Here is a 25,236-nt window from a genome sequence, read left to right as displayed (position 1 = left end):
ATATATTAAAATAGTTAAAGCTCTGTTTATAGTAAACTAAAAAAAAGGTAATTACTGAATTAAGACAGCACAAGGCTTTTATACTTCTGCTTTAATGAAATGTAAGATATTAAAAGAGGTACAACTATTAAGATTGCTGCTAATAATTGTACATCAGATGAGAAATTAACTAATGATATTACAATAAAATTAATTAATAACTGAATAGTAGAGTAAATTGTAGCGACTTTTAGATGAGACCATTTCCCTTCGTTAGCAAATAACTGATATAAGTGCATCCTATGCGGTTTAAAAATATTTTGTTTTAACCATAAACGCTCAATAATTGTTGCTAAAATATCGATACCATATACAGAAACGAATAACAAGTAAATAAACTTCTCGGTTTGCTTTATAAGCAGAAGAAAAAGAAATGAAAGAGTGAATGCTATTGTTATAGAACCAATATCACCTGCAAAGCATTTTGCCTTCTTACGGAAATTATAAAATAAGAATACTATAAGTGGTATAAATAAAAATAAGAAAAATTCATTTTTAACAAATAATACTACTTCAATATTAACCAAAAACAAAGACACCAGTATAACGACTGAATATAAACCAGTTATACCATTTATACCATCCATAAAATTATATCCGTTAATAAAACCTATAATTATTGGAAAAATGGCAACTAGAAACCAAATATTCTCAACACCTAAAGACATTAATAATAAGACAACTGCCACTATTTGAGATAAAAACCTTACCTGTGTAGATATATCCTTCATATCATCCCAAAAACAGACTACTGAAAGAAGTAATAAGCCTATTAAAAAGTGTAAATCTGGAAAATGAAATAAAATTTCATATAAGAGTATGCTGATTGGAAATATAATTGCACCTCCTCTAATTGTTAATTCTCTGTGCGAAGAGCGAAGGTTAGGAGCATCAATTATATTGAATTTTACAGCTAATTTAAAATATAGATTAATAAGGAGAAAAAATACCATAAAAAGCACTATCCCCACCAATACAATCACATTATTACTCATACTACTTCATTATTGTTTTATAATATTCTATAACAGGTCTCGGTTCCCAGCCATACTTCTGCGCTTTTTTATCAGAGAATGTTAAGCTTCTCGTCATTTTATAATACCTATTCAAATTAAAAGGAAATGTTCTTTTGGTGATAATACCAATTGTTTCTCCAATAAAAGCTAACACAATTGCGATTGCCTTAGGAATATTAAAAACTTCTTTCAAATTGTGACTTTCACAAATTACTTTAGCTATTGCTTTATATGATGGGTGATAACTATCTGTTAAGTTAAATACGCCATCTTCTGTTTGTATTTTTGGCAAAAAATGTGCTATATCTTGGGCAAAAACCATAGAACGCTGTGCTCTGCCTCCATTTATTAATGGGAAATGACCTAATTTTATCGCTTTAATCATATCGCACAAATTACCGCTAGGATTTTTACCTATAACCAATGGTAACCTGAGAATAACAATATTTATATCATATTCGTTTCCGAACCTAATAAATTCATTTTCAGCCTTCAATTTACTAATTCCATAAGGCGTACTGGGATTACACAATGCATCTTCTGTAATATCATTACCATGTTCTAATCCATAAACAGCAACTGTACTGATAACAATTATACTATTGGGTAACTTACCACTATACTTTATTCCTTTGAGTAAACGGACTACACCTTGATAATTTACATTATCAAACTCATTCTTTTCTTCTTGTGTTCGAGGTACAAAGTGTGCTTTACCTGCTGCATGTACTAAACAATCGTAGCAACTCTTAATATTTGGGACTTCAAAACCTAAATCACAGCTAATAGTACTATCTGGATTCCTTCCTAGTGTATCTACTTCACCATACTTAATTAAATTTTCATACAAATAAGCACCTAAGAAACCAGAGGCTCCTGTTAACAAGTAACGCTTACCCATGAATAACATTCTCAATTATATTCATATACTTTTCTGATAATCTGTCCCGATTAAAATCAGTTTCGGCAGCCTTTTTAGCATTAATTGACGCCTTTACTTGAAACGATTTATCACTTAAAAATTTCTTCATTGCATCTGCCATAGAATTAGGATCTTTTGGATCAACACTTATTCCACACTGATGTATATTTACATAATCTTTAATCCAACCATCAGTGTTTTGTATAATTGGTACACTGGCAGCAAAAGCATCAAACATTTTATTTGGAGAAACTGTATTTAGTATAGGTAAAGGTTTAAAACAAACGAAAGCTGCAAGTGCGTGTGTTATTTTATTGACAACTTCTTTTTTAGGCAATAATCCAGTAAATACAACATTCGATAATTGATATAGTCTTACTTTTTGTTCTAGGTTATTTCGTTCAACCCCATCCCCTACTATTTCCACTAAGAAATCTGCTTCACCTCTTTCTTTCAAAACTTTTGTGGCCTCGATAACTAAATCAACATCATCCATCGCACCTAAAGAACCTGTATATATAAAAATAGGTTTTCCTTCTTTATTACTTAATACATTAGTTTTAAATAAGGAATTATCTGAAGCGTTTGGAATAACACTTGTGTAGACATTTGGAAATCTATCCGTAATATTATCAGCCATTCCTTGTGAACATCCAACCACACATGATGCTTGTTTGTAGCACAATTTCTCAAAAAAGAAAGAAACTTTAATTAGAAGAGGATTAGTAAGGATACCCAGTGATATAGCACCCTGGGGCCATAAATCCCTCACCTCAAAAATATATTTTTTTCTACGAAAAAATTTTGCAAATAAAGCAGGGACACCAACCGTTATTGGCCCTGAACTAGCTATTACAATATCTGTTTTCTCGGTTAAAGCATAATAAATTGAAAAAAAAGAGAAAAGTAGAAAATTTAGAATTCTTTTAAGTTTAGAAAAACGGTTAGAATCAGGATAATTAATCACAATAAGTTCTATTCCTTCAACCTTTTGACGCTCTATTCTTTTTTTAGCTTTAATATCAGATTTTTCATACGGCGATGTAACAACCGTTACCTTATTTCCTTCGTTTACCCACCTTTTTGTAAGTTCATAAATTCGAGTACTCCATTTTCCTTTTGGAGTTCCAAAATATTGATAGAAAACTAATATTCTCATTTCTTATTTATATGAGATATAACCATTTCAGGCTTACCTGATTTTGAAGATGCGATTTTAGTAACTTTTGTAAGAGTTAACTGAAAACCATTTTCACCTATCATCAATGCTAATTTACTTTCTATTTCTTTTAGGTATGAAGAATCAAGTTCATTTAATTCTACATACTTAATTTCAACACCTTTAATATCATATTGTACAATTTGAAACTGCTTTAGTAATTCAAAATGTTCTAAAACACTATTAAATGAATGAACACTTAACTTTTTACCTTTGGGGGTCAGAACTATATCCGTATCTCTACCGATAACTTGCTGAAGAACTGGAAGTTCTAGATCTCTATTTAAGGGATATTTTGACTTGGGTAATTTTATAGCTAAATCCCCTAATTTATACCTAATTAAAGGCATTCCATAATTATTTAAGTTAGTGACAACTACATGCCCCATTGTACCATCAGGCACTTCCACTCCGTTATCATCAACAATTTCGAGATAAACATTGGGCGCCATAATGTACATATATTCTAAATCTTTTTGAGAGGCAATCATAAAGCCTTCTGAAGACCCATAAGTATTAAATACCTTACAATTAAATACCTCTTCGATAAGGACTTTATATTTATCAAACAATTTATCGCCCCACGAAATACAAGTTTTAAGATCTTTTGTTATTCCATTTTCTTTGCAATATTTAGCTATTATATATAATGAAGAAGCATAGCCGCCTAAAACTACCTTTTTTTGATTATTGAGCCATTTTAAAGCTTTACTTAGGTCTACATCATTATGATTATAGGCATGTAAATAAAAGGTTTTAAACAGTCTGTCTTTAATATGTTTTAGCAAAGATCGTTTTGATGTCATACCTGTTTGAAGAATGCTATCACCAAATTCATATCCGGCCCATTTCCACCAAAGTAAAGTGGTTGCCCTATACCTACTAAACTCCTTTTTTATCCAATATACTTTAGTTGGAACCCCTGTACTACCACTACTTTTTTGTGCATATAATTTTTTACGCTTTACGGATATCATCCGTTCTGAGTTCTTCCTTATATCATCTTTTGTCAAAATTGGAAATGACTTTAATATCTTGATAAAGTCATCATTCTCTTTTATCTCAATATCTAGATCTGAATAATATTCACAGTTTTTTACAGAATGGATCAATAACTTTTTAAGTTTTTTATTCTGAAGATTATGTAATTCAATTTCTGACAAATGAACCTCTTGATCTAATTGATGAAGTGACGTCATTACTGAGTTACCACTAATAAAATCTCCGATTGGTAAAATAAAATACTCTAATATCCAACTATAAATAGACCGTGCTCTCTTCATGAACTAAATACATTAAACCATTGCTTTTTAACTTCTTCCCAATCAAATTGCTCAACCTTTAACCGTGCCTTTTTTGAACAATCAATTGCTTTCTGAGGGTTTGATAAAATTCCATTAATAATATTAGCCATTTGTTTATCATCATTTTCATTTACCAAAAAACCATCTTTCCCATCATCAATTAAGTACGATAATCCTCCAACATTTGTGCTAACAATTGGCATTCCTAGAGCCATACCTTCAATAACACTAACTGGCATATTATCAAAATTGGTAGTATTTATAAAGATATCATAGTCTTGTGATAGTTTATGCCAGTCTTTTTTTGAAAGTCTACCTGAGAATGTAATATTATTAGTAACACTTAACGATTCAGCTAATAAAATACAGTCTTGCAAGCTACCATCCTTGTCTTCACCTACAATATTTAGGTGAACATCCGGATGATTTTCTTTTAATAAAGAAACAAGTCTTACTGCCATCTGAGGATTATAAATACTTGCAAGATGTCTTACATATAATAACCTGCAACTTAATTCGGAACGTTGCTTGTAAGAATATTCTTTAAGAGGAATCGAATTAGGAATTAAAAGACTTGGAAAACCATGAGATCGAAATGCTTCAAATAAATAACTTGAAGGAGATATGTTATTGTAACTATTCTCAAAAATATATTTACACATTTTGGGGCTATCATTTAACCTATCTGGCAATCTACCTCCGTGTAAAAAAGGAATATATTTTATATTAAAAAAACGACATAACTTTGCTACTATATAGGTAAAGTAAAATGCCTGATTACTATATGTATCAATGCATACAAAATCAACTTTATTCCTAAGTTTTATAGTAGAGTATATCATGTGTATTAAGCGAACTCCTTTATTTAAGTAACTCGAAGAATAGCACATTTTAAAACCCATCTCTTCAAATTTCTTACCTAACGTATCAATCGTAGTAGGACTTTTGCCACTCACGGCAAGTTTATTACCAATATATAATATCGAAGTAGACATCAATTATTATCTTTTTAAAATATATGCTTTAAATTGTTGTGGCCATCTTTTATTCATGAATGGTTTTTCAAGAATCAAATAAGTATAAGAACATATTATTAAGGTTAGAGGCACAATAACTGTTATGTAAAATATGAAATCGACCCAAAACCCGAAGCCCAAAGTATAGCTATCTAAAATACTCATTAGTATAACTAATACGGGTAAATGAATTAAATAGGTTGTATAACACATTCCACCAATAGTACTTAACAGTTTATTGGCGAAAAGCTTTTTGATGCTACTTCCGTACAATACACATAGAAATAGCGTGCTTAAAACTATTGGAAGAAACAATCGAACCTTAAAATATTGTAGTACGAACACAAGAATAATCGAAATAAAACCAATGAAATCCAGAATAAAGAATTGGTGAATATTATTCTTATAAGAAGTATAAATATCGGTAACTAAAAACCCAGCCAAGAAATATTGTACATATTTTAATAATGAAAGATGACCTACACCTGTCCAACTTGCAATATATGGAAACAAGAATATCAAACTGACTATTAGTACATGACGTATATAGTTACTTTTTATTTTAAACAAATAGGTTACAAATGGGACTAATAAATAAAATTGTATCTCGATTTCGAGAGACCATGCAACAGGATTTATAATAGACCAAGTTCCATAACTAATATTATGACAATAAAATAAACTTGCAAGAAATGATGACTTTAGAACTTCATAGTCAGCCGTATTAATATATAAATGCCCACAAAAAAGTAAAATTAAGACAATAAAGTACGGAGGTTCTATTCTTGTTAATCTCCTTAATAGGTAGGTTTTATAGGCAATAGTCTTTTCTCCTTTTTTAAACGCCTTTGCATAAGGTAATGATAAAATAAAGCCACTTATTACAAAAAAAACCAATACCCCAACATCTCCGGTAACTAACCATTCATCAACTCGCTTAAAAAATGAAGAAGTTTCTGAAACCTTATATATCGAATGGTATCTGAAAAAGACCGTTCTAAAATGCATAATTAGAACAGGCATTATTGCTAAAAAGCGTAAACCATCAACCTCAGGAATATACCTTTGAGAAGATATCCTACGAAACTTATTTAGGAAGGACATTCTTAGCATTGCGTTTAGGTCTATTATTCTGATAAATACTCATAAATGCAGCTCCATATACAACCCCTGGAATTGCAAGTCTCATAGCAGCATGTACCATTACCGTATAACTTATTATAAGAAAAACTAAAAAATGAAAATGATTTCCAGAACCTACTTTCAGATTGAAAAAATGGGAAATAGGAAGAATTAAGAAAGCTATCAACATATATATAACTCCTAATGAGCCATTCTCTGCAAACAAACGCGTATATTCTGTATGCGAAGCTGCAGCTGATCCTGTATGTATTTCGTGCCAAACCGGGGACATACCATAACCAACACCTACAAAAGGCTCAGCTTTAAAAGCTTCGATATCTGCAGCCATAAATTCGGCCCTTCCTGTTAAAACACTCTTATCTTCGTCAATTTCTCCTGTTCTAAGTTCTTTACCATTCTTGCCTTGATACCTATATAATAAAAAATCATTGGTTAAATAGTTTGCATACCACACACCCACAAACATAAATAAGGATACGACAAAAATTGGCATCAACAATTTATTTATCTTTCTACGGGACTGCTTATCGATGACATACATGATTAACAATGCAAAAATTATTGCTATAAAAGCTCCCATAATTCCTCCTCTCGACATCGTTAGAAGACCTCTAAATAAAAGGAAAGCACACACTGTTATATCGAGCCATTTGTACCTTAATAAACAGTTCCCCCTAATCAACTCCATTACGCCCACAGCAAATAACCACCCGAGAGCTGTAGATACTTGATTAGGTCCAAAACCTCCCGATAAGCTAGCATTTGATGATAAGGTTGTAATTTGAATATTTGCTAAACTTGCCTTAAACGTTAGTAATACTAACAAAGCGATTGAAGGGTAGAATACAAATTTCATCCCCATATTATATGCTTTGAGAGAAACTCTTCTTTTATAAAAGTACATTCCTGAAAACACGAGACTTAGTGGTCCTGAAATACTTGCCATTATTATTTTACGGGTCCAAGAAGAGGATTCTGATGTTGATAATAGCATGCCTGGTAATAATAGAACCAATAACAAAATAAAGATATACGGCGAACTATTTTTTTTACCGACTATCATTCCACTAAGTAGAATTATAATACTTGCATATTTGCCGAGTTCTGCACTTATAGTAATGCCTGATATACGATAAACAATTTCGAATCCAACAATATACAAAGCATAAAAACCAGCTCTTGATCCTGAGTCTCCTTTCAGTAAAACATCAAAAAAGAATAATGCTATTATTAAAACATAGAACCCAGATACAAAAAAAGCACTAACAGATCCTAGGTATCCAATAGCTACGTGTATGGCAATAAATACTAACTGGTTGTTCTTTTTGTCTAAAAACTCAAACATACCTATTAACTATTCAATATTTTGGTTTCAATAAGGTTTAAGTACCACTCAAAGGTAAATCTTGATGAAATTTTTTGAGCCCTTAACGCTATTTCCTTAAGATTTTGATTAAAATTTATGTCTTGAATTACATTTATGAACTCAAGGCCTTCTTCATCCTTATGACTTACTAAAAATCCATTATCAAGATGTTTAATGTAATGACCAATACTAGACACATCTGAAACAATAGGTATACATCCATAATTGGCAGCTTCAGCAATTACTTTAGGGAATCCCTCTGAAGCTGTTGAAGGTAATAAGAAAACATGACAGTCTTTCATAATTTCAGCTACTTTATTACGCTCTACAAAGCCATGAAACCTTATATCTAGAGGTATATCTTTTGCTATTAATTCAAACTTAGAGCGCTCAACTCCATCCCCTACTAAATGAATAACACCTATCTTACTATGATCCTTTAATTGAGAAAACGCACGCAATATTCTCCCTACCCCTTTTGCCGATTCGAGTCTACCCACAAAGCAAAAGTTTAATTGACCACTATAGTCTTTCCTATTTAATATTGCTATTCCTTCCTCAGTTTCTAAATTTGTTAAACACGGATTTTCAAATGTTATACAGTGAGCAGGCTGTCCTGCCCAACGCCCATTTATAGTAACTTTATATTTAGATTGATTTTTCAGCAACCAACGTTGAATGGCATACCCTAGGGGAGGATTTTTTTGAGCCCAATTTCCTGCATATTTAAACCATCCCTTTGTTCTTTCTAAAAATAGCCATGGTATCATATAAACCCCCATGCCTGTTGGTGCTCTAAACTGAAAATAATCAACCTTAGGAATGATTTCACTTACTATTTTTATATTCTTACGAGCTTGCCACAATACATTTAGTTTTGCAGAAACACCCTTTCCTCCGCTAGGAACTAACGGTACAAATTCTATATTAGGATACTCATATAGCAAAGAACTTGGCGGAACTTGGTTCGTTTCTAACAATGGAGCACAATGATAAATTTTATCGAAATGCTGAGCCAAATAATTAACTTCACGAATGGTTGGCCCCCAGCCAATAACATCTCCTTTAGCATTTTTATAATGTTCTGTATGTGAAATTATCAACAATATCATTTTTCTTTCAGCAAGGTGTTAATTATTGTATCGTACTTTTTACCAATATAATCCCAACTATGGTTATGTGCCCAATCTATAGCATTTTTAGATAATTCACTGGAATTGATCTGCACTTTATTTAATGACTCGTTAATATCTTGAGGACTATTTCCATCAACTAAATAACCGTTACTACCATGCTTAATAGCATCGGCAATTCCACAGCCTTTTGCACCAATAACTGGTAAACCAAAGAAGTTTGCTTCCAATACCACAATTCCAAAACCTTCAACATCTCCGTCAGGCTGATTCTCGCTTAAAATTAAGAAACAATCTGCACTATTATATGCCACACCTAAATCAGTACGCTTAGGCAAACGGCCATGAAAAGTAATATAATCGTTAACACCCAAGGATTCTGAAATGGTTGAAAACTCTTTCTCAAAGGTGGGCAAACCTACTATATGATAATGCAAATTAGGATATTGTTTTATCAAATTTGGTAAGGCTCTTATAACTCTTTGCTGTCCTTTACGAGGAGTTACATTACCCACTGTTAATAGACAAGGATCTCCAATAAACTTATTTTTATCAACTCGTTTTCCCTCATTAAGAGCTGCCATCTCGTGTAAATCAATACCATTTTCAATAATCTGGTACGGATTCTTTTGAAGAGATTTATTTAATAAACTATGCGTAAATTTAGATACAGGTAATAAATAATTTAATCTACTGATGCACAAATTGGTTATATACCTGTAAAAAGCATTCCGCATTTTAACCTCGGAACCATGGAGAACACCAATAGTTTTATATGATCTTTTATTTAAGCTCAATAGACCAGAAATCCATAAGGAAAATTTACCCGAATAAATTACAACGTCAATTTTATTTTTTTTTATAATATTCCTTGTTGTTGTTATTCTATTAAAATAAGTTTTAATACCACTTCGCCAGATTCTTGAGATAGAAAGGTTTTTATGTTTTTTATCAAATGCTACAACATCTTCTTTCTTTACGAAATCTGCATCTGAAATCACATAAACATCATTCCCTAATTTAGAAAGGCTTTTACTTAAAGAGTATGCATGATTCCCTATCCCTCCAGGACCTGGGGGGAACTCAGAAGTAACGATGAGAACTTTATAGGTCATACACTTCTATTTTTGGTCCCTTTATCAGCATTTTAGAAGCTATTCTCCAGGACTTTACAACTTGATAAATATATTTAGGCAATAGTAGAACAAATAATAACAACCCAAACATCGACATTAAATTACTCTGCTTAAACCTGTAAGGCATCACTGAAAGGGGCAACGTTTTCATGATACTATATAAGGCTACTTTGGAGCCAAAATAACTTCTAGTAAAATAAAGCACACTTGGAATTGGTAATGGAGCTAAAAATTTTCTACTTCTGAAGGCATCCCACGCACCCATATGTCGTAATCCACCGGTACTAACTTTTAAGTGTATCCTTGATGCCAAAGGATTACTAACATTTGGAATTCCGAGAGTATAACATCTCAATCCAAATTCGCCATCTCCCATCCGCATTTTCTCAAATTGCCTATCAAATAGGCCTGTCTGATTAAATACAGATCTAGAAATCATCACATTACCTGTATCTATTTGATCACTCCAACGAAAAAAAGAATAATTGGTAGGAATTACTCCACCTACTTTACTAAGAGACACACCAGATGAGATGGGAACTTTAAAATAATCTATACAACGTAAATGATTGGACACCCAATCGGATTCCACTAGAGAATCATCATCATAGAATAATAAAAAGTCTCCTTTACTTTCCTTAATACATTTGTTTCGAGCTAACCAAAGAGCTTTTTCCTCTTGTTTATATAACTTTAGGTTAAGATTCCAACCTTTATAAAAACCTTCTTCTATAGGATCAGATTGGTCACATATTAGCACCTCTATATTTTTATAATCCTGCGATTCAAGATCTTTTAGTACATCTTTAAGATAGGTATATCTGTTTAAAGTAGGTATAATAACTGATACCAAAGGCTCCTTTTCAATTAAACTATTAGACATTCTAACTTTAGCTTCTACATATAGTGTTGAAGCATAAATTTGCTCACGCTGAATATTTCTACTTTTAAGGAATGATTGAACCTCAAGCCAAGGATTCTTTAATGAAATAAGTCGGATAATTAAGATAAAAAAACTCCAGAATTGGCTATAATATTTTTTTATAAATCGATATTCATCCTCCAATGGAATCTCTCCAACTATTGTTATACTTTCTGTTTGAGAAATTGAAATAATACCTTTATGCCATGCTTGATAGGCAGCATCTCTATAAGATGAATCTTCCAAAACATAGGAGTCGTCATAATTAATTATAGTTTTTTGCTCCTCACTAAGACAATTATAATCTACCCAATATGAATAGTCAGCTTGACTCTTTAAATTAAAATACCAAGTAGGCTGCACATACTTTATAAAAGAAAATAAGTATAACTTTTCTACCATAAGGATTACAAATAAAATTTACTGAATTTTTGAATTTGTTCCTCCAATGAGAACTTGGTTTTAACTCGATTAGTAGCATATGCTCTAACTTTAGACTTTTTCTCCTCTGAAAGATTTAATACTTCAATCACCTTGTTTGCAATAGCATCCGGAGATCTTTTTTTCACTAACCATCCTGATTCATCATCAACTATATTCTCCCTTAAACCTCCTACATTACTAGCAATGCATAAGCACTGACATGATTGAGCTTCAAGTATAGCATTACAAAAACCTTCCTCTAAACTTGGCTGTAAATAAATATCAGTTTTACGCAAATAGCTCAATATTTCACCTTTAGTTATAGCTCCCACAAATATAACTTTATCCTGAAGTCCATATAAATGAACTAAGTATTTTAAGCGCTCATTAAGCGCTCCATCACCAGCAATGGTATATTTAAAATCAATCCCTCGGTCTGATAAAATTTTCATGGCTTCAATTGAATAATCAAAGCCTTTTATCCATGTTAATCTACCTACTGTAAATAAACGAAGTGTTTTACTTTTTGATATTTTATCTACTTTATTATAAAAATCAACATCAATTGCAGGTGTGATTTTTGAATAAGGAGTATTGGGCGATAAGCCAAGCTGCAATGCTTTAGCATATAAGGAATCAGATATTGAATGTACTTTATCTACTTTATTCCAAATACTAGTATATGCATTTGGAAACTTTAATGGATAAACGTTTATATCATATCCTCTAAAACTTATTGCCATTTTAGCTCCTACAACTGTTGCGATATTCTCTCGATTAATAGCACATGTAGCAAATCCAAAATGTATCCATTCAAAATCCTTCAGTAAAATATGTGAATTTAAGCAAGCATTTTTAACGGAATTTACAAAGCTCTTATTAGTTCCCATCTCAAGAGATAAAAATTTCTTTAACCTCTGAGGGTTTCTAAATAGCAATTTTATTAATGGAATAATTAAAAACATATAGCTCAATACGCTATTACTTTTAACCACCGGGGGTTCTATAATTGTACATCCGCTTATCTTCATTTTTTTCATGTTAGGAGCAAATAGAAGTACATTATATCCTGAATTGACTAAACCTTCAATTTTACTCATAAAAAAAGTTTCAGAGTATTTCGGAGTATCATGTAATACCAAACCAATATATTTTCCCGTTTTAGAAATTACACTCATTTTTGTGGTTTTATATTCTTACCATTTAATAAAAGTAATAACACACGTGATTCTTTTACAACGTAACGATGAAACAAATAAGGTAACAACCATGCAGGGATTAAAATTAAAAGAAAATGAACCCAATAAGGCATCTCAATTCTTAATATAAAGAAACCCCACAACACAATAAATGGCTGATGCAATAAATAAATGGTATAAGATGCATCTGATACAGATTCCACAAACTTATTCCTCTTATCAAAGAAAAATTTAAATACAGAGAATAATAAACAAGGAAAACTCAAACCATATAAAGCACTTATTACTTCTTCTATATACCCATTTATGGGATAAGCTTTAATCACAAAGTATAGAATAACTACAATTGAATTAAAAATATTGATACTCAAAAGCTTTTCATAAAGCTCTTTGTTAACAAACATTTTTATACCAATCCAAAAAAATGGTATATACCGTATAAACTTGCTTATATCAAAGAATACGAATGTATTATTTAGTTTCTCACTAGGAATGCGCCAAGATATTCGAGATAATATCATTTGAAAGAGTACAACTACAATTACGAATATCCAATAGTTTGTTTTTGTATACTTAAAACTTGGAAGATTAATAGTGAAGTACAGTATTATACTATAACCGATAAGATTTGCCAAAAACCATAAATGTGCAAGCCATCCGCCATGAAGCCAAAAACTAACAGTTAATAGGTTTGATAAATTAAACTCATTAGTATAAGAATAGCCCAGCATTACAATATTCAAGGTGAAACCACAAAACAATAAGGGAACTCCTAAACGAAAAAAACGAGATTTAATAAAATGTTGTAATGAGTATTTTTTCATCACAAGCATTGAAAAAAAGCCTGCTATAATGTAGAAGCTTTCCATTCTAAAACTATGTATAAAGTCGATAATTTGACTAAAAACCTTCAAATGCACTTCTGATGTTACTCGCCAAGTATATGTACTAAATATAAAAGCACTATGAATAACAACTCCCAGCATCATTAATATGGCGCGTGCAAAATCGAGATAATTATACCTCATCGTTGATAATTCGTTTATAAAAATCAATCATATCGCACGTTTGCTTCGACTGCAGATGCTTTTCTTCAATAGTTTCCCTAGCTTTTATAACAACACTCTCCTTAACAGAAGTGGGCAAATTTATAAAGTCTAATATTTGGTTTGAAAGAGCATTAGAACTCGCCGTTGGAACTATCCATCCATTTACATTGTGCTCTATTAATTCTGACATACCTCCACAGTCTGTTGAAATAATAGGCACTCCAATTGTCATGGCTTCAAGAGCTACATTTGCGATACCTTCCTCTAAACTGGGCAATATAAAAACGTCAGCCTCCCGAAAAGACTCTAACACTTTGCTATGCGGCATGTTATTTAGTATTGTTATTTCATTTTCAAGCCCAAGGTCATTTATTGCAAATAATACTTCTTCTTTATCGCCTCCAGCTATTATAGTATACTCAAATTTTATGCCTTTACTCTTTAAAATACTACAGGCATCAATTGCATACTGGTAACCTTTTTTCCAATGAAAACGTCCTACCGACAATAACTTAAGAATGCCTATATTTTTAGACGAGACATATAGAGAGGTAATACTATGAAATAAATCGTCCTTAACAGCTGGCATTATAATCGCTGATCTTTCTCTATCAGCTCCAAATTTTTCTCCATTCTTTAAAATACCATTTGAGACAGCATGAAAGCCATTAACTTTGGGGAAGTATTCTTTATACAAATCTGCTATGTTAGAATCAATAAAGGGGCTCACATTTACCAAACGACCTCTAAAACTAACAATAAATTTAAATTCCTGACTTTCTATCAGTTCTTTAAACAAGTTTATATGTGTAGCCCATTGTATATGTATAACAGATGGGTTTAGTAGATATACTTGCGCAGTTTGAATAAACGTAAAAAACTTTTCTTGAAGAGATTCTCTTTTTAAACTAATATTCAATACAAACGGCAAGCGATTAGGTCTTTTTACTATGAGTCTAACTAAAACTTGTATTAGTAAAATTATAAGCCACGGTAAACTCCTATAGTACATAGGCAAATACTGAAACTTATTATTTTGTTTCTTATATCTATCCGCTTTTCCCGCTAGATAGACTTTACACCCTTCATTAGCTAAATTTGTTGCTAATGCCTTTACAAAAGTTGGAGGGTTTAAAGTACCATCATATATTAATACTCTCACAAAACTTAATTTTATTAACAAACGGTATTTATACCAATCCTATAAATAAGATTATGCGTCTACCTCTAATAAAAACTTCTCGAACTCAATTACTTTGTCATCATATGAATGATGCTCTTTAATGTACTTACGGCAATTTTTACTCATGTCGGAATAAGCCACTTTATCTTCTACTATTTTTAATATTAAGTTCGGTAATTCCTTGTCAATATTGGCCACATCTAATAAAAACCCGTTCACTCCATGCTCTAAATGCTCAGGGTTAGAGCCTACACTTGTAGCAATCATAGGTTTCCCGAAAGAACATGCTTCAAGAAAAAACATTGGAGAACCCTCTTTCTCTTGCGATAATAAAACCCCTAAATCAATGGCACAATAGAATTTACTTAATTCTTTGTTTGACATCCAACCCACAAAAAACAGACTATCCTTAATATTCTCATTTGCGTATTCAATACACTTATTATAATAATCCCAATCAGGCATTTTTTCATTATTGATATCTCCTGCCATTAGAAGCTTTACTGGAATTCTCTTATCCACTAACTCTTTAACAGCTTTAAATAAAGACATTATATTTTTCTCCCTAGCAAATCTACCTGCGTATCCAATAACTATATCATCCTTCTTAAAATTATACTTAGCCCGTTCTTGTTCCCGCAATTTACTCTCATCTATCTCCCCTCTAACAGATAAATCTAAAGCGTTATAAATTCTGCTAATAGGGATATTAATATCAGGTAATTGGGTTTTTATACTATTTACTGTTAAGTTGTTTAATACAAGAACTCCTTCTGTATTGCTAAATAGGTAATCCGTTAAACGCTTTTCTAGTCCAAAAATATCGCTACTGTGGTACCAATAGGCATGTTTAGCTTGAGGATAGGCCTTATGAAGCATATAAAACAATTCTGAATGCACAACAGAAAGAACTAAGTCAGGTTTAATTTGCTTCATTTTCTTACGAATTCCTTGATAGTAGACTATTCTATCTGGTTGAGAAAATGTAAAAAGCTTCTTTCTCATTCTATATGGAACTCGTTTCCAAAATCGCATTTTTGCTTTGGCCGTTTTTGTATCTAAATTAATATGGTGGTAAATTGAATCGAAACCCTCTTCTAATTCATCATTCCATTTGCTGATCACATGAATATCAAATTTCTGTTTTGATAAACGTTTAGCTATGTGATATAGAATCCAAGCTACACCAGAACTATTGCTTACAGGTGGAATCGTGTGTCTTGATCCCAATGCCAATACTATTTTTAAAGGTTTCTCCATTGTAGTTGTTTTTTAGTTCATAGCTTATACGTGCCTCGCTCTTTTAAACAAGCGATATAAATAAACTTGCAGTTGTACTATTTTTGTGATATAATCGCCAAAGCGATCCATTTTATTTATTTCTGGAATCATATGAACAAGCTTAGAGGTTTTATACTCTTTCAGCATTTCGTAATCTGCTAAGCTCATTTCATTAAAGTATTTTTTATACAAATACGCACGTTCTTTCTTTATAATATCCTTAGCCTTTGAACTACTGCTCAAGCCCTCTGTATTATAATAACTCATTTCTAATCCAACATGCTTATATGAGGCTCCTTCATATATGATTTTTTTCAAGTAAAACTCAGCATCTGAAATAATCCTAAGATTTTCATTGTATTGGTCATTCTCAAATAATGATCTTTTTATAAAAGACGCTTGGTGATATAATGAACCAACATAGAAATCATACATACTTAATACTGAAGGTTTTGTTTTTAGTAAAACTCGCCCATCTTCTTTTACAAAATACTGATTACCATACAATATATCAAAGCCAATATTTGTTTCGGCGAAGACTTTACTAAAAATATCATCAACATAATAATCACCAGCATTCATAAAACCAATGTAATCACCCTTGGCTTTATTGATGCCCTTATTCATAGCATTATAGATGCCACTATCTTTTTCTGATTGCCAATAAGTAATTTTATCAGCAAACTGTTCTATAACTTCTATAGTTCCATCGGTACTTCCTCCATCAATAACTATATATTCGTAATGTGAATAGCTTTGATTAAAGACAGAATTAAAAGTTCGTAGTAATCCTGCTCTATCATTTAAGACAACAGTTATAATAGATAACATCATATATTAACTCTTAATACTCTTATAAATTTTTAAGTAAGCACTGGCCTGCTTGCTTGCAATAAAGTTACTTACGGCATAATTCCTTATAACATCACTATTAAACTTATCCTTAGTATTCAAATAAGTTTCTATCGCTTCTCTGATTTGAACAGGTTCTACGCCTTCAGATTTAATTCCGGTTATACCATCTTGAATAACATCAATCATTCCTCCTATAGGCGTTCCTATCACTGGGGTTCCGCATGCCATCGCTTCAAGCATAACATTTGGCAAATTATCTTCTAAACTTGGTATAATAACAGCATCAGCTATTGAGTATAATTCACATAGTTTATTATCATCTTGCACCTTACCAAACGAAATTACATTTTCAACACCTTCAACATTACCACTTCCCACTGTGATAAGAATCGTGTTGGATAAATCCATTTTTTTTAATGCTGAAATTAATAAATGAATGCCTTTATGTTTATGATCTAATCCCTCACTCATAAATAATAAAACAGTTTTATCATTTTCTATTTCGTAGGATTTTCGTAACTCTTTATTATTTTTTGGATAGAATAAGTTTACGTCAATTGAATTATAAATATGATGATGCTTAAAACTCCCAAGCAATTTACTTTTACTAGAATAATCGGCTAAAAACTTTGAAGGCGCAACAACTGTAAGGTTATTATGCTGCTTATATGCTAAGCGCTTGTAATTGGAGTGCGCTTTTTCTAAATTAATTATCGGATTCTTTTCATTCCTTTTTTTGTCAATTAACAAATGGAATCCTCCCAAAGTCGGATTTTTATCGTGTATTGTCCAAACAACTGGCTTGCTTACCGATTTTAAAAAAGACTTGTAATCTACGAAACCTGATACCCAATGTAAGTGAATAATATCAGCCCACTCTACTAATTCATGTTTATCAACTTTATAATCAGATTTTGGAGAGGTATATATAAAGTATGTTTTTTTAAACTCCGAAATACATTTCTTATGCTTTTGTTTAGCTGTTTGCTTTATCCCGAACTTCTTTAATAAACGAATCAATAATTTATCTTTCTGCTCATATTTATACACTTTTGATTCGCTAGTATTTTTATATAACACGAGTAGTTTACTATCAACATCCAAATTATTTAAGGCCTGGTGTAAACGTACTGTTGCTCTTCCTGCACCTCCTGAATCTAAATAACAAATATGTAATACCCTAAGCATTAAAGTAACTTTGTGTCTAGTTTATAGTTTAAGACATCATTAATTGTTCGCATTTTACTTAATTTACCTTGATCTTTTAGAAAGCCTGTAATTTTGCCTCCATTTGTATAATCTAAGGCAACGTAATTTGTACCTAAGGTGTCTGCGAATAATACAGAATGGAACCTCATACAAATATTAAGGCTTGACATTTTCATTGCTTCAGAAATAGAGTTTACCGTTGATAAGTTTCTATCATATGATACTTTACTATAATCTTTAAAATATTTTTTAATGAGATATCTTGAATAATCTCTATCATCACCTCCAATTACTAAATTATGCATATGATAAAATACAACTTTATCTACTTCATTTTTCTCAACATAATCTTTAATTATAAGCGCTAAAGAGGACTCAAAATTTGATATCAGCTCTGAATACTCAATATCAGATAAGTCCTTAAAAAATGATCGAAGTGGCTCTCTTAAGAAGCAAGCTACAATTTTGCCGTTATTTTTAGTAGCTGAAGCCATTTGTGATTTTAAGATATAATCTTTAGCTGGATCACCAGAATAATCGACATTATTGAAGCCCCATGAATTTGCGAATTTAATAGAGTTATAATCTCTTAACTTAATTAAAGAAGCATTGCTGAATATCGACTTCACTGTAGCAATATGCTTCTGTGAATTAAGAGGTCCAAGACCACAGCCATACACCACTGTTTTCTTACCATATTTTTTTCCAATACTAAAGGCAACTTGAGGTACATATAGAAAATGGAGATCCATCAATGGACCGCCACCCATCACTATCTCATCGCATAAAACACTATATTTTATTAAATCATAATTCTGTGTATTAACTACCTTGGCATTAACCCCAAGTTCTTTCATTGTTCTATTTGTAACGTAAGGGAACAAACTTCCAATTATGAATTCCACATCATTGTATTTAACCTTATAATCTTCTATTATTGAACCTAGTATGGCTTTATCTCCAACAGTTTCAGTTCCATACCATCCAACAATAAAAACCTTCGTGTTTATTCCTTTCTTTGTAGATTTAGAATTTAGGTGTGCTAATTGAGCCATTTTGTTAATCCTAGTGGAACTTTCTTGCTCAAATATATTATTCCAAAACTTTTGATGATAGTGCTTATAATAATCGCTTACCTCTATTTTTCTTTCTCCAATATATTTTGAATAAGCTTTAACCTTATTCGCATTTATATTATCATTACTGTTGTAAAAGATATCTTTTAAATCGGTAATAGATCTTCTTGTAATGAGCGACGTATTACTATCTTCGAGTTGCTTATGATAAAAAATTGCAATATTATATCTTTCATCATCAGTTAGTATTTCATTATTGATTAAAACATCTCTCTTGAGGCAAGAGAGGTTACTGGGAATAAATCTGCTCCTCCATCCCTTAGCTTTAAAAAAAGAATAATACTCATCTATTTTTAAAGCACATTGCTTAGTAAATACATATTGAATGTTAGTTATGTTGCAACTTTCACCCTCTGTATCATTCATTACTTTATCAATATCATAAGGTCCACAAGACATTATGTCTTTTCTCTTACAATGATCAATTACCAATTCAGAAACTAGCTGATTAACTATTACATTATTTTGAGTATACAAGTAATAGCTCCAAATAATTTCAATAAAGCCGGAACTAATTTTTAACTCTTTAAATAAATTTCTAATTACACCAAAGTCACCATTGTAGCATGATAGATCTACAACTAATTTATCAACACTAAGGTTCTTAATTTTATGTGGGAGATCAAGTTCTGAATATAACAATACATATTCCTTGCCTTTTTGTGATGATATATACAACGAAGCTTCAGTATCATTAAGAAATACCGTGGCTTGCACAGCTGAATTGAATGCTTTTAATCTCATATTAAATTAGCTATACCATTCTTGATTAACTAAAAACTTACATTCATTTATGGTTGGGATTAAACCATTTCCATAGAAATCGCCTTTTTCAACCATTAAATTAATTACGCCCTTTATGTGTTTTACTGAAGTAGCATTACTTAACTGAATATTTAAAGAATATTGACCTTCAACCAACTGAATATTTTTTAAACGACAGGTAATTTTCCCTTCTCTTTTACAAGGAACCTTTTTGTTATCATAATCACTATTCAGTATAATTAACTTTTCATCTAAGTTATTATATATTCCTACCAATGTATTCATATACCCAGAACTCGAACTTGATTCGTAATGAATTACGATATCGACATCCTGACCACTCATTATATTATCAACTTGTACTCCATCTGCCAAATAATATACTTGCTTTATACCAATACCTTCCCCTTGCAATTTTTCAGTATTCACGTAACTGGTTCTGAAATCTATATCTGTATTACAACTTACATATTCGTTAATTACACTACTGATATCGCTATGTAAAGCAACCTCTCCATTTCTCAGCAAAATTCCTTTTGTACACAATGCTTGTATACTTGCCATATTATGACTTACAAACAATACCGTGCGGCCTTCATTTCTGGAGACATCTTGCATTTTACCAATGGCTTTCCTTTGAAATTCAGCATCACCAACAGCCAAAACCTCATCAACAACTAATATTTCGGGTTCTAAATGGGCAGCTACTGCGAAACCTAACCTAACTGTCATACCTGATGAGTAACGTTTAACAGGAGTATCGATATACCTTTCGCAACCTGAAAAATCAATAATCTCATCAAGTTTAGATCTAATTTCTTTCTTGGTCATACCCAATATCGCACCGTTTAAGAAGATATTATCCCGACCTGTAAGTTCTGGATGAAATCCAGTACCTACTTCTAATAATGAACCTATTCTTCCATCATAATCAATCCTCCCTGTTGATGGACCTGTTACTTTTGATAGTATTTTTAATAAAGTGGATTTACCTGCTCCATTACGCCCAATAATGCCTACAACTTCACCTGGATTGACCTCAAAATTAATATCCTTTAGAGCCCACACATAATTAGACTGCCCTTTCGATGCTCTATTATTTGTATCTCCAACTTTTAAAAAGGGATCTTCCTTACCTCTAATTCGATAACTCCATCTTTTTAAATCATTAGACAACGTACCAGTACCAATAGTTCCTAGTCTATACTGTTTTGAAAGGTTCTCAATTCTTATTATTGGTTTCATTAATTCGTATTATTAATAATTAAACAGTATCCATAAAGTTCTTCTCTGTTTTATTGAAAATTGCAAGACCAATTACAAACAGTAAAACAGAAACAGTCATTGAATATAATATTAGGCCATTTGAGAGGGTTCCCACACCAAAAAACATATACTTAAATGTTTCGATTACTCCAACCATCGGATTTAATGCTATTAACGTTCGGTATTGATCTGGAAACTCGGACAGAGGATAAATTACAGAAGATCCGTACATCGCTAATTGAATTCCAAACTTAACCAGAAACTTTAAATCGCGGTATTTAGTTGTCATTGAAGAAATGATCATACCTAAGCCCAAACTTAGCATTGCCATGGTTAGCACTAAAACTGGGAATAACAGTAGGGTTATATTAGGAGCAATATTTGCGCCATTTATAATATAGTACACGTACACTAAAACGAATAATACCAATTGAAGCATTAACTGAATCAGTTTTGAAATAACTATTGACAATGGGGTTACAGCCCTTGGGAAATATACCTTACCGAATAGACTTGAGTTTTTAGAAAAGGTATCTGATATGGTAGTTAAGCAGTTTGCAAAGTAATTCCAAGCTGTTATTCCGGCTAAATAGAACAAACTGTGCGGAACTCCATCCGCAGGAAGGTCAGCTATACTACCAAAAATAAATGTATAAATAACTGTAGTAAATAATGGTTGTATAAAAAACCAGGTTGGACCTAATATGGTTTGTTTGTACACCGCAACAAAGTCACGTCGAACAAATAATAAAAGTAAGTCACGATACTTCCAAATCTCCTTTAGCCTTAGGTTAAAAAGACTACCTGAAGGTAATATTGTATTTTGAAAATTCATTATTTTAAAGGGTTAAAATATCAACAATGTTACACAGCTTCGCCTCCTCAGTCACATCTTTATTTGATCTAATAAAGGAGACAAGCATATAAATTTATAGAGAGTATTAAACACTAAAAAGATTATAAATTCACCTCTTTATGTTTAATTTCAAATTCTAAAGTACAATACATTTAATAGATAGAATGTTTAAAAATGATTAATGCAATCTATTTATTGCTGAATAACATCATTAATCGGATAAGTGATTTACACCTCCTACATACCTCTATAAATCAACTAAAAACCTCTATAATAATTTGAATTAAGATAATGATAATCCATAACATAAAAATGTCTTTTAGTGGAAAAAACAGTTATTATTAAATAAAAATTGAATATTTTTAATCTTCTAAACTAAAAAAAATATCACTTTGTCTTTTTCTTTTAATACATTATTAAAGTTAAAGGGGTTCCCAGTAAAGAAAGCTAGTGAATTCTTTAACAAAATTTCTACGGTTAAGGAAACATCCTCTTGGCAAGAAGAAAAGTGTTTTGAAATATTCAAATACCACTTTAAGAATAACTCCCATTATAAAACCCTTGTAACTAAACCTATTCACAAATGGAGTGATATACCCATCCTTGAAAAAAAAGATCTCCGAGTTGATACTTCAAGAAATAAAACCAGATATAAAAAATATTACATAAGAAATACTTCTGGTTCGACAGGAACTCCCTTTTATTACGCATTAGACTATTTTAACCATGCGTTAACATGGATGTTATTTAGTAACAGATATAAAGAGTTAGGAATCTCCCTTAATGATAAACAAGCTAGGTTTTTTGGGAGCCCATCTAACTCAAAAGAAAATCTGAAAGAAAAACTTAAAGATTATATTTCTAATAGACACCGGTTTTCTTTACTTGATTTATCGGATCGCACTTTTGAGCGTTGGATTAGAAAATTTAGATTACACCGATTAGAATATATATATGGTTATTCATTTCCCATAATTTCGTTTTGTAATTACTTAAAAAAACAACAAATCATATTAAAAGAGGTATGCCCCCGATTAAAAGCCATTATAGTTACAGCAGAAACCTGCTCTGAACAAGATGAAATTTTAATACGAGAGACTACGAAATTGCCAATTGCAAATGAGTATGGAGCTTCTGAGCTTGGCATTATAGGATTTGGTGAAACTAATAAGTGGAAATTATCAGAGGAATTACTATACATTGAAATTGTTGATGAATCAGACAACCTAGTTCCCGATGGTCAACTTGGCCGTATTATTTGTACATCTTTATTTAATAAGGCAACACCTTTTATTCGCTATGACATTGGTGATCTTGGATGCATTGAAACAGTTGACAATAAAAGATATATCACCAAATTAGAAGGTAGAAAAGAAGAGCTAATGTTTTTGCCTTCAGGAAGAAAACTCCCAGGAGATACCTTCTTCTATTATATTATAAAGGATTTTGCACAGAAATTTAAAGCACTGATAGAGTATAGAGTTATACAAAAAACAATATCTGATTTTCAGATTCTCATTGTGGCATCTATTGACATTCAAGATAAAGATATAACGCTTCTTAAAAAACTAATCGATAATAGACTCAATGAAGATGTAACAATTATAGTGAGTCAAGTTGAAAACATTGAACGATCTAAAATGGGTAAATTCAGAAGGTTTATTTCACTAATCTCTAACTAACCAAGATCAATATGTATGATATATCTGTTATACCCGAGACTAAATGGAAGCAAGACCTAATTGAGTTTCAACATAGTGTTTTCTGTACTCCTGAATGGCTTAACTTGGTATACGATGAAGATACAGAACCGATTTACATTGATTTTAACGATGGATCTTCTAAAATTGCTAAAATCGCTGGGCTAATTGTCAACAATAAAACGATCAAAGGGTATGAGTTATATTTTTATTCTGGCCCAGCATTAAGAGAACTTAATGAAGATCATTATAATAAATGCTTAGATAGTTTATATCAATTCAGCCTTTATAATAGATTTTTGAAACTTAATATTGGTTCTTATGATAACAAACACAGCTTAAAATATACCAGCCAAGAGCTATACCGAACGGAACGTGTAGAGTATATAATTCCGGTAAAAGATGCTGACACAATAAAGTATGGATCACAATTTAAGCGTAATGTAAAAAAAGCTTTTAAACAAAACACTTCTATACAAACAGGTAACATTGCTAATTTATTCAATCAGCTCGATACTCTTATTAAATCTACACACGATAAGCGCAAATCGAAATTTGATAAAGATTATGATCATTTTTACTTAAGGTTTTTCAATAATAAAACACTAAAAAGAATGCATAATAACGACAGCACAACCATATACGGAACAAGCAATGAGGATAAAATTAATTGTGCCGAACTGGTTTTTACTTGTAATAATTACGCCTACATGCTTTTAAAAGGATGTAATAGCTTTGGATACAAATATGGTATGTCGTCATTTCTGAGTAAGAAGCTAGTTTCTCAATTTCATGAAAATAACATAAAAACTTATAACCTAGGAGGAAGACCCCCTACAAAAGATGGTGATGGATTAGCTAAATTCAAGATTAGTAGTGGTGCTAAAGAAATTAAATGTTATGGTGCAAGCTCTAATTACTTATCAGGTCCTCTAATGCTTATTAATCCATTACTAAAACTCGGTAGATTATTACCTAAGGATAATAAAATTGTTAATTACTTAAAGAGTATAATATAAAAAGAGGGCGAAATGCATTTAGCAATTCACCCCCTTAAATTTTAATACAAATAGATTAACACCTTCGTTAAGGTATTAT

Annotated in this window: 21 protein-coding genes; 2 read left to right on the top strand and 19 right to left on the bottom strand. The window is 31.5% G+C overall.

Going from position 1 to position 25,236, the window contains the following annotated elements:
- Positions 1 to 59: 59 nt before the first annotated feature.
- The 19 genes from A8B35_RS10565 to A8B35_RS10475 are packed head-to-tail and all read right to left on the bottom strand — an operon-like array spanning position 60 to position 22,417.
- On the bottom strand, positions 60 to 1,034 hold the full coding sequence (locus A8B35_RS10565) for an MraY family glycosyltransferase (RefSeq protein WP_083634412.1): 975 nt from the start codon (positions 1,032 to 1,034) through the stop codon (positions 60 to 62).
- Position 1,035: 1 nt separating this feature from the next.
- Positions 1,036 to 1,956, bottom strand: a complete 921-nt coding sequence (locus A8B35_RS10560) for an NAD-dependent epimerase/dehydratase family protein (protein ID WP_068473068.1) — start codon at positions 1,954 to 1,956, stop codon at positions 1,036 to 1,038.
- Positions 1,949 to 3,136: a glycosyltransferase family 4 protein gene (locus A8B35_RS10555; RefSeq protein ID WP_068472685.1), complete on the bottom strand. Its 1,188-nt coding sequence runs from the start codon at positions 3,134 to 3,136 to the stop codon at positions 1,949 to 1,951. Before A8B35_RS10555 ends, A8B35_RS10560 begins: the two co-directional genes overlap by 8 nt.
- Positions 3,133 to 4,479 (bottom strand): phenylacetate--CoA ligase family protein, encoded by a 1,347-nt coding sequence (locus A8B35_RS10550; RefSeq protein ID WP_068472684.1) that lies wholly within the window; start codon positions 4,477 to 4,479, stop codon positions 3,133 to 3,135. The genes A8B35_RS10555 and A8B35_RS10550 overlap by 4 nt, the downstream gene beginning before the upstream one ends.
- The gene (locus A8B35_RS10545; RefSeq protein WP_068472683.1) at positions 4,476 to 5,495 is read right to left on the bottom strand and encodes a glycosyltransferase family 4 protein; all 1,020 of its coding nucleotides are present in this window, start codon (positions 5,493 to 5,495) and stop codon (positions 4,476 to 4,478) included. Before A8B35_RS10545 ends, A8B35_RS10550 begins: the two co-directional genes overlap by 4 nt.
- 6 nt (positions 5,496 to 5,501) lie before the next feature.
- Positions 5,502 to 6,620: an acyltransferase family protein gene (locus A8B35_RS10540; protein ID WP_075602902.1), complete on the bottom strand. Its 1,119-nt coding sequence runs from the start codon at positions 6,618 to 6,620 to the stop codon at positions 5,502 to 5,504.
- Entirely contained in the window at positions 6,604 to 8,004 is a 1,401-nt protein-coding gene (locus A8B35_RS10535; protein ID WP_068472680.1) for an O-antigen ligase family protein, read from the bottom strand. Before A8B35_RS10535 ends, A8B35_RS10540 begins: the two co-directional genes overlap by 17 nt.
- A 5-nt stretch (positions 8,005 to 8,009) precedes the next feature.
- Positions 8,010 to 9,128 carry a glycosyltransferase gene (locus A8B35_RS10530; RefSeq protein ID WP_222844141.1) on the bottom strand — a complete coding sequence of 373 codons (1,119 nt, stop codon included), beginning with the start codon at positions 9,126 to 9,128 and terminating at the stop codon, positions 8,010 to 8,012.
- Positions 9,129 to 9,133: 5 nt separating this feature from the next.
- The gene (locus A8B35_RS10525; RefSeq protein WP_068472678.1) at positions 9,134 to 10,273 is read right to left on the bottom strand and encodes a glycosyltransferase family 4 protein; all 1,140 of its coding nucleotides are present in this window, start codon (positions 10,271 to 10,273) and stop codon (positions 9,134 to 9,136) included.
- Positions 10,263 to 11,618 carry a glycosyltransferase family 2 protein gene (locus tag A8B35_RS10520; protein WP_068472677.1) on the bottom strand — a complete coding sequence of 452 codons (1,356 nt, stop codon included), beginning with the start codon at positions 11,616 to 11,618 and terminating at the stop codon, positions 10,263 to 10,265. Before A8B35_RS10520 ends, A8B35_RS10525 begins: the two co-directional genes overlap by 11 nt.
- A gap of 5 nt (positions 11,619 to 11,623) precedes the next feature.
- Positions 11,624 to 12,817, bottom strand: coding sequence for a glycosyltransferase family 4 protein (locus tag A8B35_RS10515; RefSeq protein ID WP_068472676.1), 1,194 nt, complete (start codon positions 12,815 to 12,817; stop codon positions 11,624 to 11,626).
- Positions 12,814 to 13,866, bottom strand: a complete 1,053-nt coding sequence (locus A8B35_RS10510) for an acyltransferase family protein (RefSeq protein ID WP_068472674.1) — start codon at positions 13,864 to 13,866, stop codon at positions 12,814 to 12,816. Before A8B35_RS10510 ends, A8B35_RS10515 begins: the two co-directional genes overlap by 4 nt.
- Positions 13,856 to 15,049, bottom strand: a complete 1,194-nt coding sequence (locus A8B35_RS10505) for a glycosyltransferase (RefSeq protein ID WP_068472673.1) — start codon at positions 15,047 to 15,049, stop codon at positions 13,856 to 13,858. Before A8B35_RS10505 ends, A8B35_RS10510 begins: the two co-directional genes overlap by 11 nt.
- Positions 15,050 to 15,100: 51 nt before the next feature.
- Complete coding sequence (locus A8B35_RS10500) at positions 15,101 to 16,330, bottom strand: glycosyltransferase family 4 protein (protein WP_068472672.1); 1,230 nt, start codon at positions 16,328 to 16,330, stop codon at positions 15,101 to 15,103.
- A 24-nt stretch (positions 16,331 to 16,354) separates the two neighbouring features.
- Entirely contained in the window at positions 16,355 to 17,185 is an 831-nt protein-coding gene (locus A8B35_RS10495) for a glycosyltransferase family 2 protein (RefSeq protein ID WP_068472671.1), read from the bottom strand.
- Between the two features lie 3 nt (positions 17,186 to 17,188).
- Positions 17,189 to 18,394 carry a glycosyltransferase gene (locus tag A8B35_RS10490; RefSeq protein ID WP_068472670.1) on the bottom strand — a complete coding sequence of 402 codons (1,206 nt, stop codon included), beginning with the start codon at positions 18,392 to 18,394 and terminating at the stop codon, positions 17,189 to 17,191.
- Positions 18,394 to 20,295, bottom strand: coding sequence for a polysaccharide pyruvyl transferase family protein (locus tag A8B35_RS10485; protein ID WP_068472668.1), 1,902 nt, complete (start codon positions 20,293 to 20,295; stop codon positions 18,394 to 18,396). The genes A8B35_RS10490 and A8B35_RS10485 overlap by 1 nt, the downstream gene beginning before the upstream one ends.
- A 6-nt stretch (positions 20,296 to 20,301) precedes the next feature.
- Positions 20,302 to 21,561 (bottom strand): ABC transporter ATP-binding protein, encoded by a 1,260-nt coding sequence (locus A8B35_RS10480; RefSeq protein WP_068472667.1) that lies wholly within the window; start codon positions 21,559 to 21,561, stop codon positions 20,302 to 20,304.
- Between the two features lie 19 nt (positions 21,562 to 21,580).
- Positions 21,581 to 22,417 (bottom strand): ABC transporter permease, encoded by an 837-nt coding sequence (locus A8B35_RS10475; RefSeq protein ID WP_068472666.1) that lies wholly within the window; start codon positions 22,415 to 22,417, stop codon positions 21,581 to 21,583.
- 413 nt (positions 22,418 to 22,830) lie between these two features.
- Here A8B35_RS10475 and A8B35_RS10470 point away from each other — a divergent pair, with 413 nt between their 5' ends.
- Positions 22,831 to 24,120: a phenylacetate--CoA ligase family protein gene (locus tag A8B35_RS10470; RefSeq protein WP_068472665.1), complete on the top strand. Its 1,290-nt coding sequence runs from the start codon at positions 22,831 to 22,833 to the stop codon at positions 24,118 to 24,120.
- Positions 24,121 to 24,131: 11 nt separating this feature from the next.
- Positions 24,132 to 25,157, top strand: coding sequence for a hypothetical protein (locus A8B35_RS10465; RefSeq protein WP_068472664.1), 1,026 nt, complete (start codon positions 24,132 to 24,134; stop codon positions 25,155 to 25,157).
- Positions 25,158 to 25,236 lie beyond the last annotated feature (79 nt).

The organism is Saccharicrinis aurantiacus (assembly GCF_001660705.2).
GTDB lineage: Bacteria > Bacteroidota > Bacteroidia > Bacteroidales > Marinilabiliaceae > Saccharicrinis > Saccharicrinis aurantiacus.
Note: the sequence above shows the minus strand (reverse complement) of the source record. Positions and strands in the feature narration are given on the sequence as shown.

What these genes read in the sequence shown, in the direction of transcription:
- A8B35_RS10565 (WP_083634412.1), bottom strand. Translation starts at nt 1,034, where the DNA reads ATGAGTAATAATGTGATTGTATTGGTGGGGATAGTGCTTTTTATGGTA.
- A8B35_RS10560 (WP_068473068.1), bottom strand. Translation starts at nt 1,956, where the DNA reads ATGGGTAAGCGTTACTTGTTAACAGGAGCCTCTGGTTTCTTAGGTGCT.
- A8B35_RS10555 (WP_068472685.1), bottom strand. Translation starts at nt 3,136, where the DNA reads ATGAGAATATTAGTTTTCTATCAATATTTTGGAACTCCAAAAGGAAAA.
- A8B35_RS10550 (WP_068472684.1), bottom strand. Translation starts at nt 4,479, where the DNA reads ATGAAGAGAGCACGGTCTATTTATAGTTGGATATTAGAGTATTTTATT.
- A8B35_RS10545 (WP_068472683.1), bottom strand. Translation starts at nt 5,495, where the DNA reads ATGTCTACTTCGATATTATATATTGGTAATAAACTTGCCGTGAGTGGC.
- A8B35_RS10540 (WP_075602902.1), bottom strand. Translation starts at nt 6,620, where the DNA reads ATGTCCTTCCTAAATAAGTTTCGTAGGATATCTTCTCAAAGGTATATT.
- A8B35_RS10535 (WP_068472680.1), bottom strand. Translation starts at nt 8,004, where the DNA reads ATGTTTGAGTTTTTAGACAAAAAGAACAACCAGTTAGTATTTATTGCC.
- A8B35_RS10525 (WP_068472678.1), bottom strand. Translation starts at nt 10,273, where the DNA reads ATGACCTATAAAGTTCTCATCGTTACTTCTGAGTTCCCCCCAGGTCCT.
- A8B35_RS10520 (WP_068472677.1), bottom strand. Translation starts at nt 11,618, where the DNA reads ATGGTAGAAAAGTTATACTTATTTTCTTTTATAAAGTATGTGCAGCCT.
- A8B35_RS10515 (WP_068472676.1), bottom strand. Translation starts at nt 12,817, where the DNA reads ATGAGTGTAATTTCTAAAACGGGAAAATATATTGGTTTGGTATTACAT.
- A8B35_RS10510 (WP_068472674.1), bottom strand. Translation starts at nt 13,866, where the DNA reads ATGAGGTATAATTATCTCGATTTTGCACGCGCCATATTAATGATGCTG.
- A8B35_RS10500 (WP_068472672.1), bottom strand. Translation starts at nt 16,330, where the DNA reads ATGGAGAAACCTTTAAAAATAGTATTGGCATTGGGATCAAGACACACG.
- A8B35_RS10495 (WP_068472671.1), bottom strand. Translation starts at nt 17,185, where the DNA reads ATGATGTTATCTATTATAACTGTTGTCTTAAATGATAGAGCAGGATTA.
- A8B35_RS10490 (WP_068472670.1), bottom strand. Translation starts at nt 18,394, where the DNA reads ATGCTTAGGGTATTACATATTTGTTATTTAGATTCAGGAGGTGCAGGA.
- A8B35_RS10485 (WP_068472668.1), bottom strand. Translation starts at nt 20,295, where the DNA reads ATGAGATTAAAAGCATTCAATTCAGCTGTGCAAGCCACGGTATTTCTT.
- A8B35_RS10480 (WP_068472667.1), bottom strand. Translation starts at nt 21,561, where the DNA reads ATGAAACCAATAATAAGAATTGAGAACCTTTCAAAACAGTATAGACTA.
- A8B35_RS10475 (WP_068472666.1), bottom strand. Translation starts at nt 22,417, where the DNA reads ATGAATTTTCAAAATACAATATTACCTTCAGGTAGTCTTTTTAACCTA.
- A8B35_RS10465 (WP_068472664.1), top strand. Translation starts at nt 24,132, where the DNA reads ATGTATGATATATCTGTTATACCCGAGACTAAATGGAAGCAAGACCTA.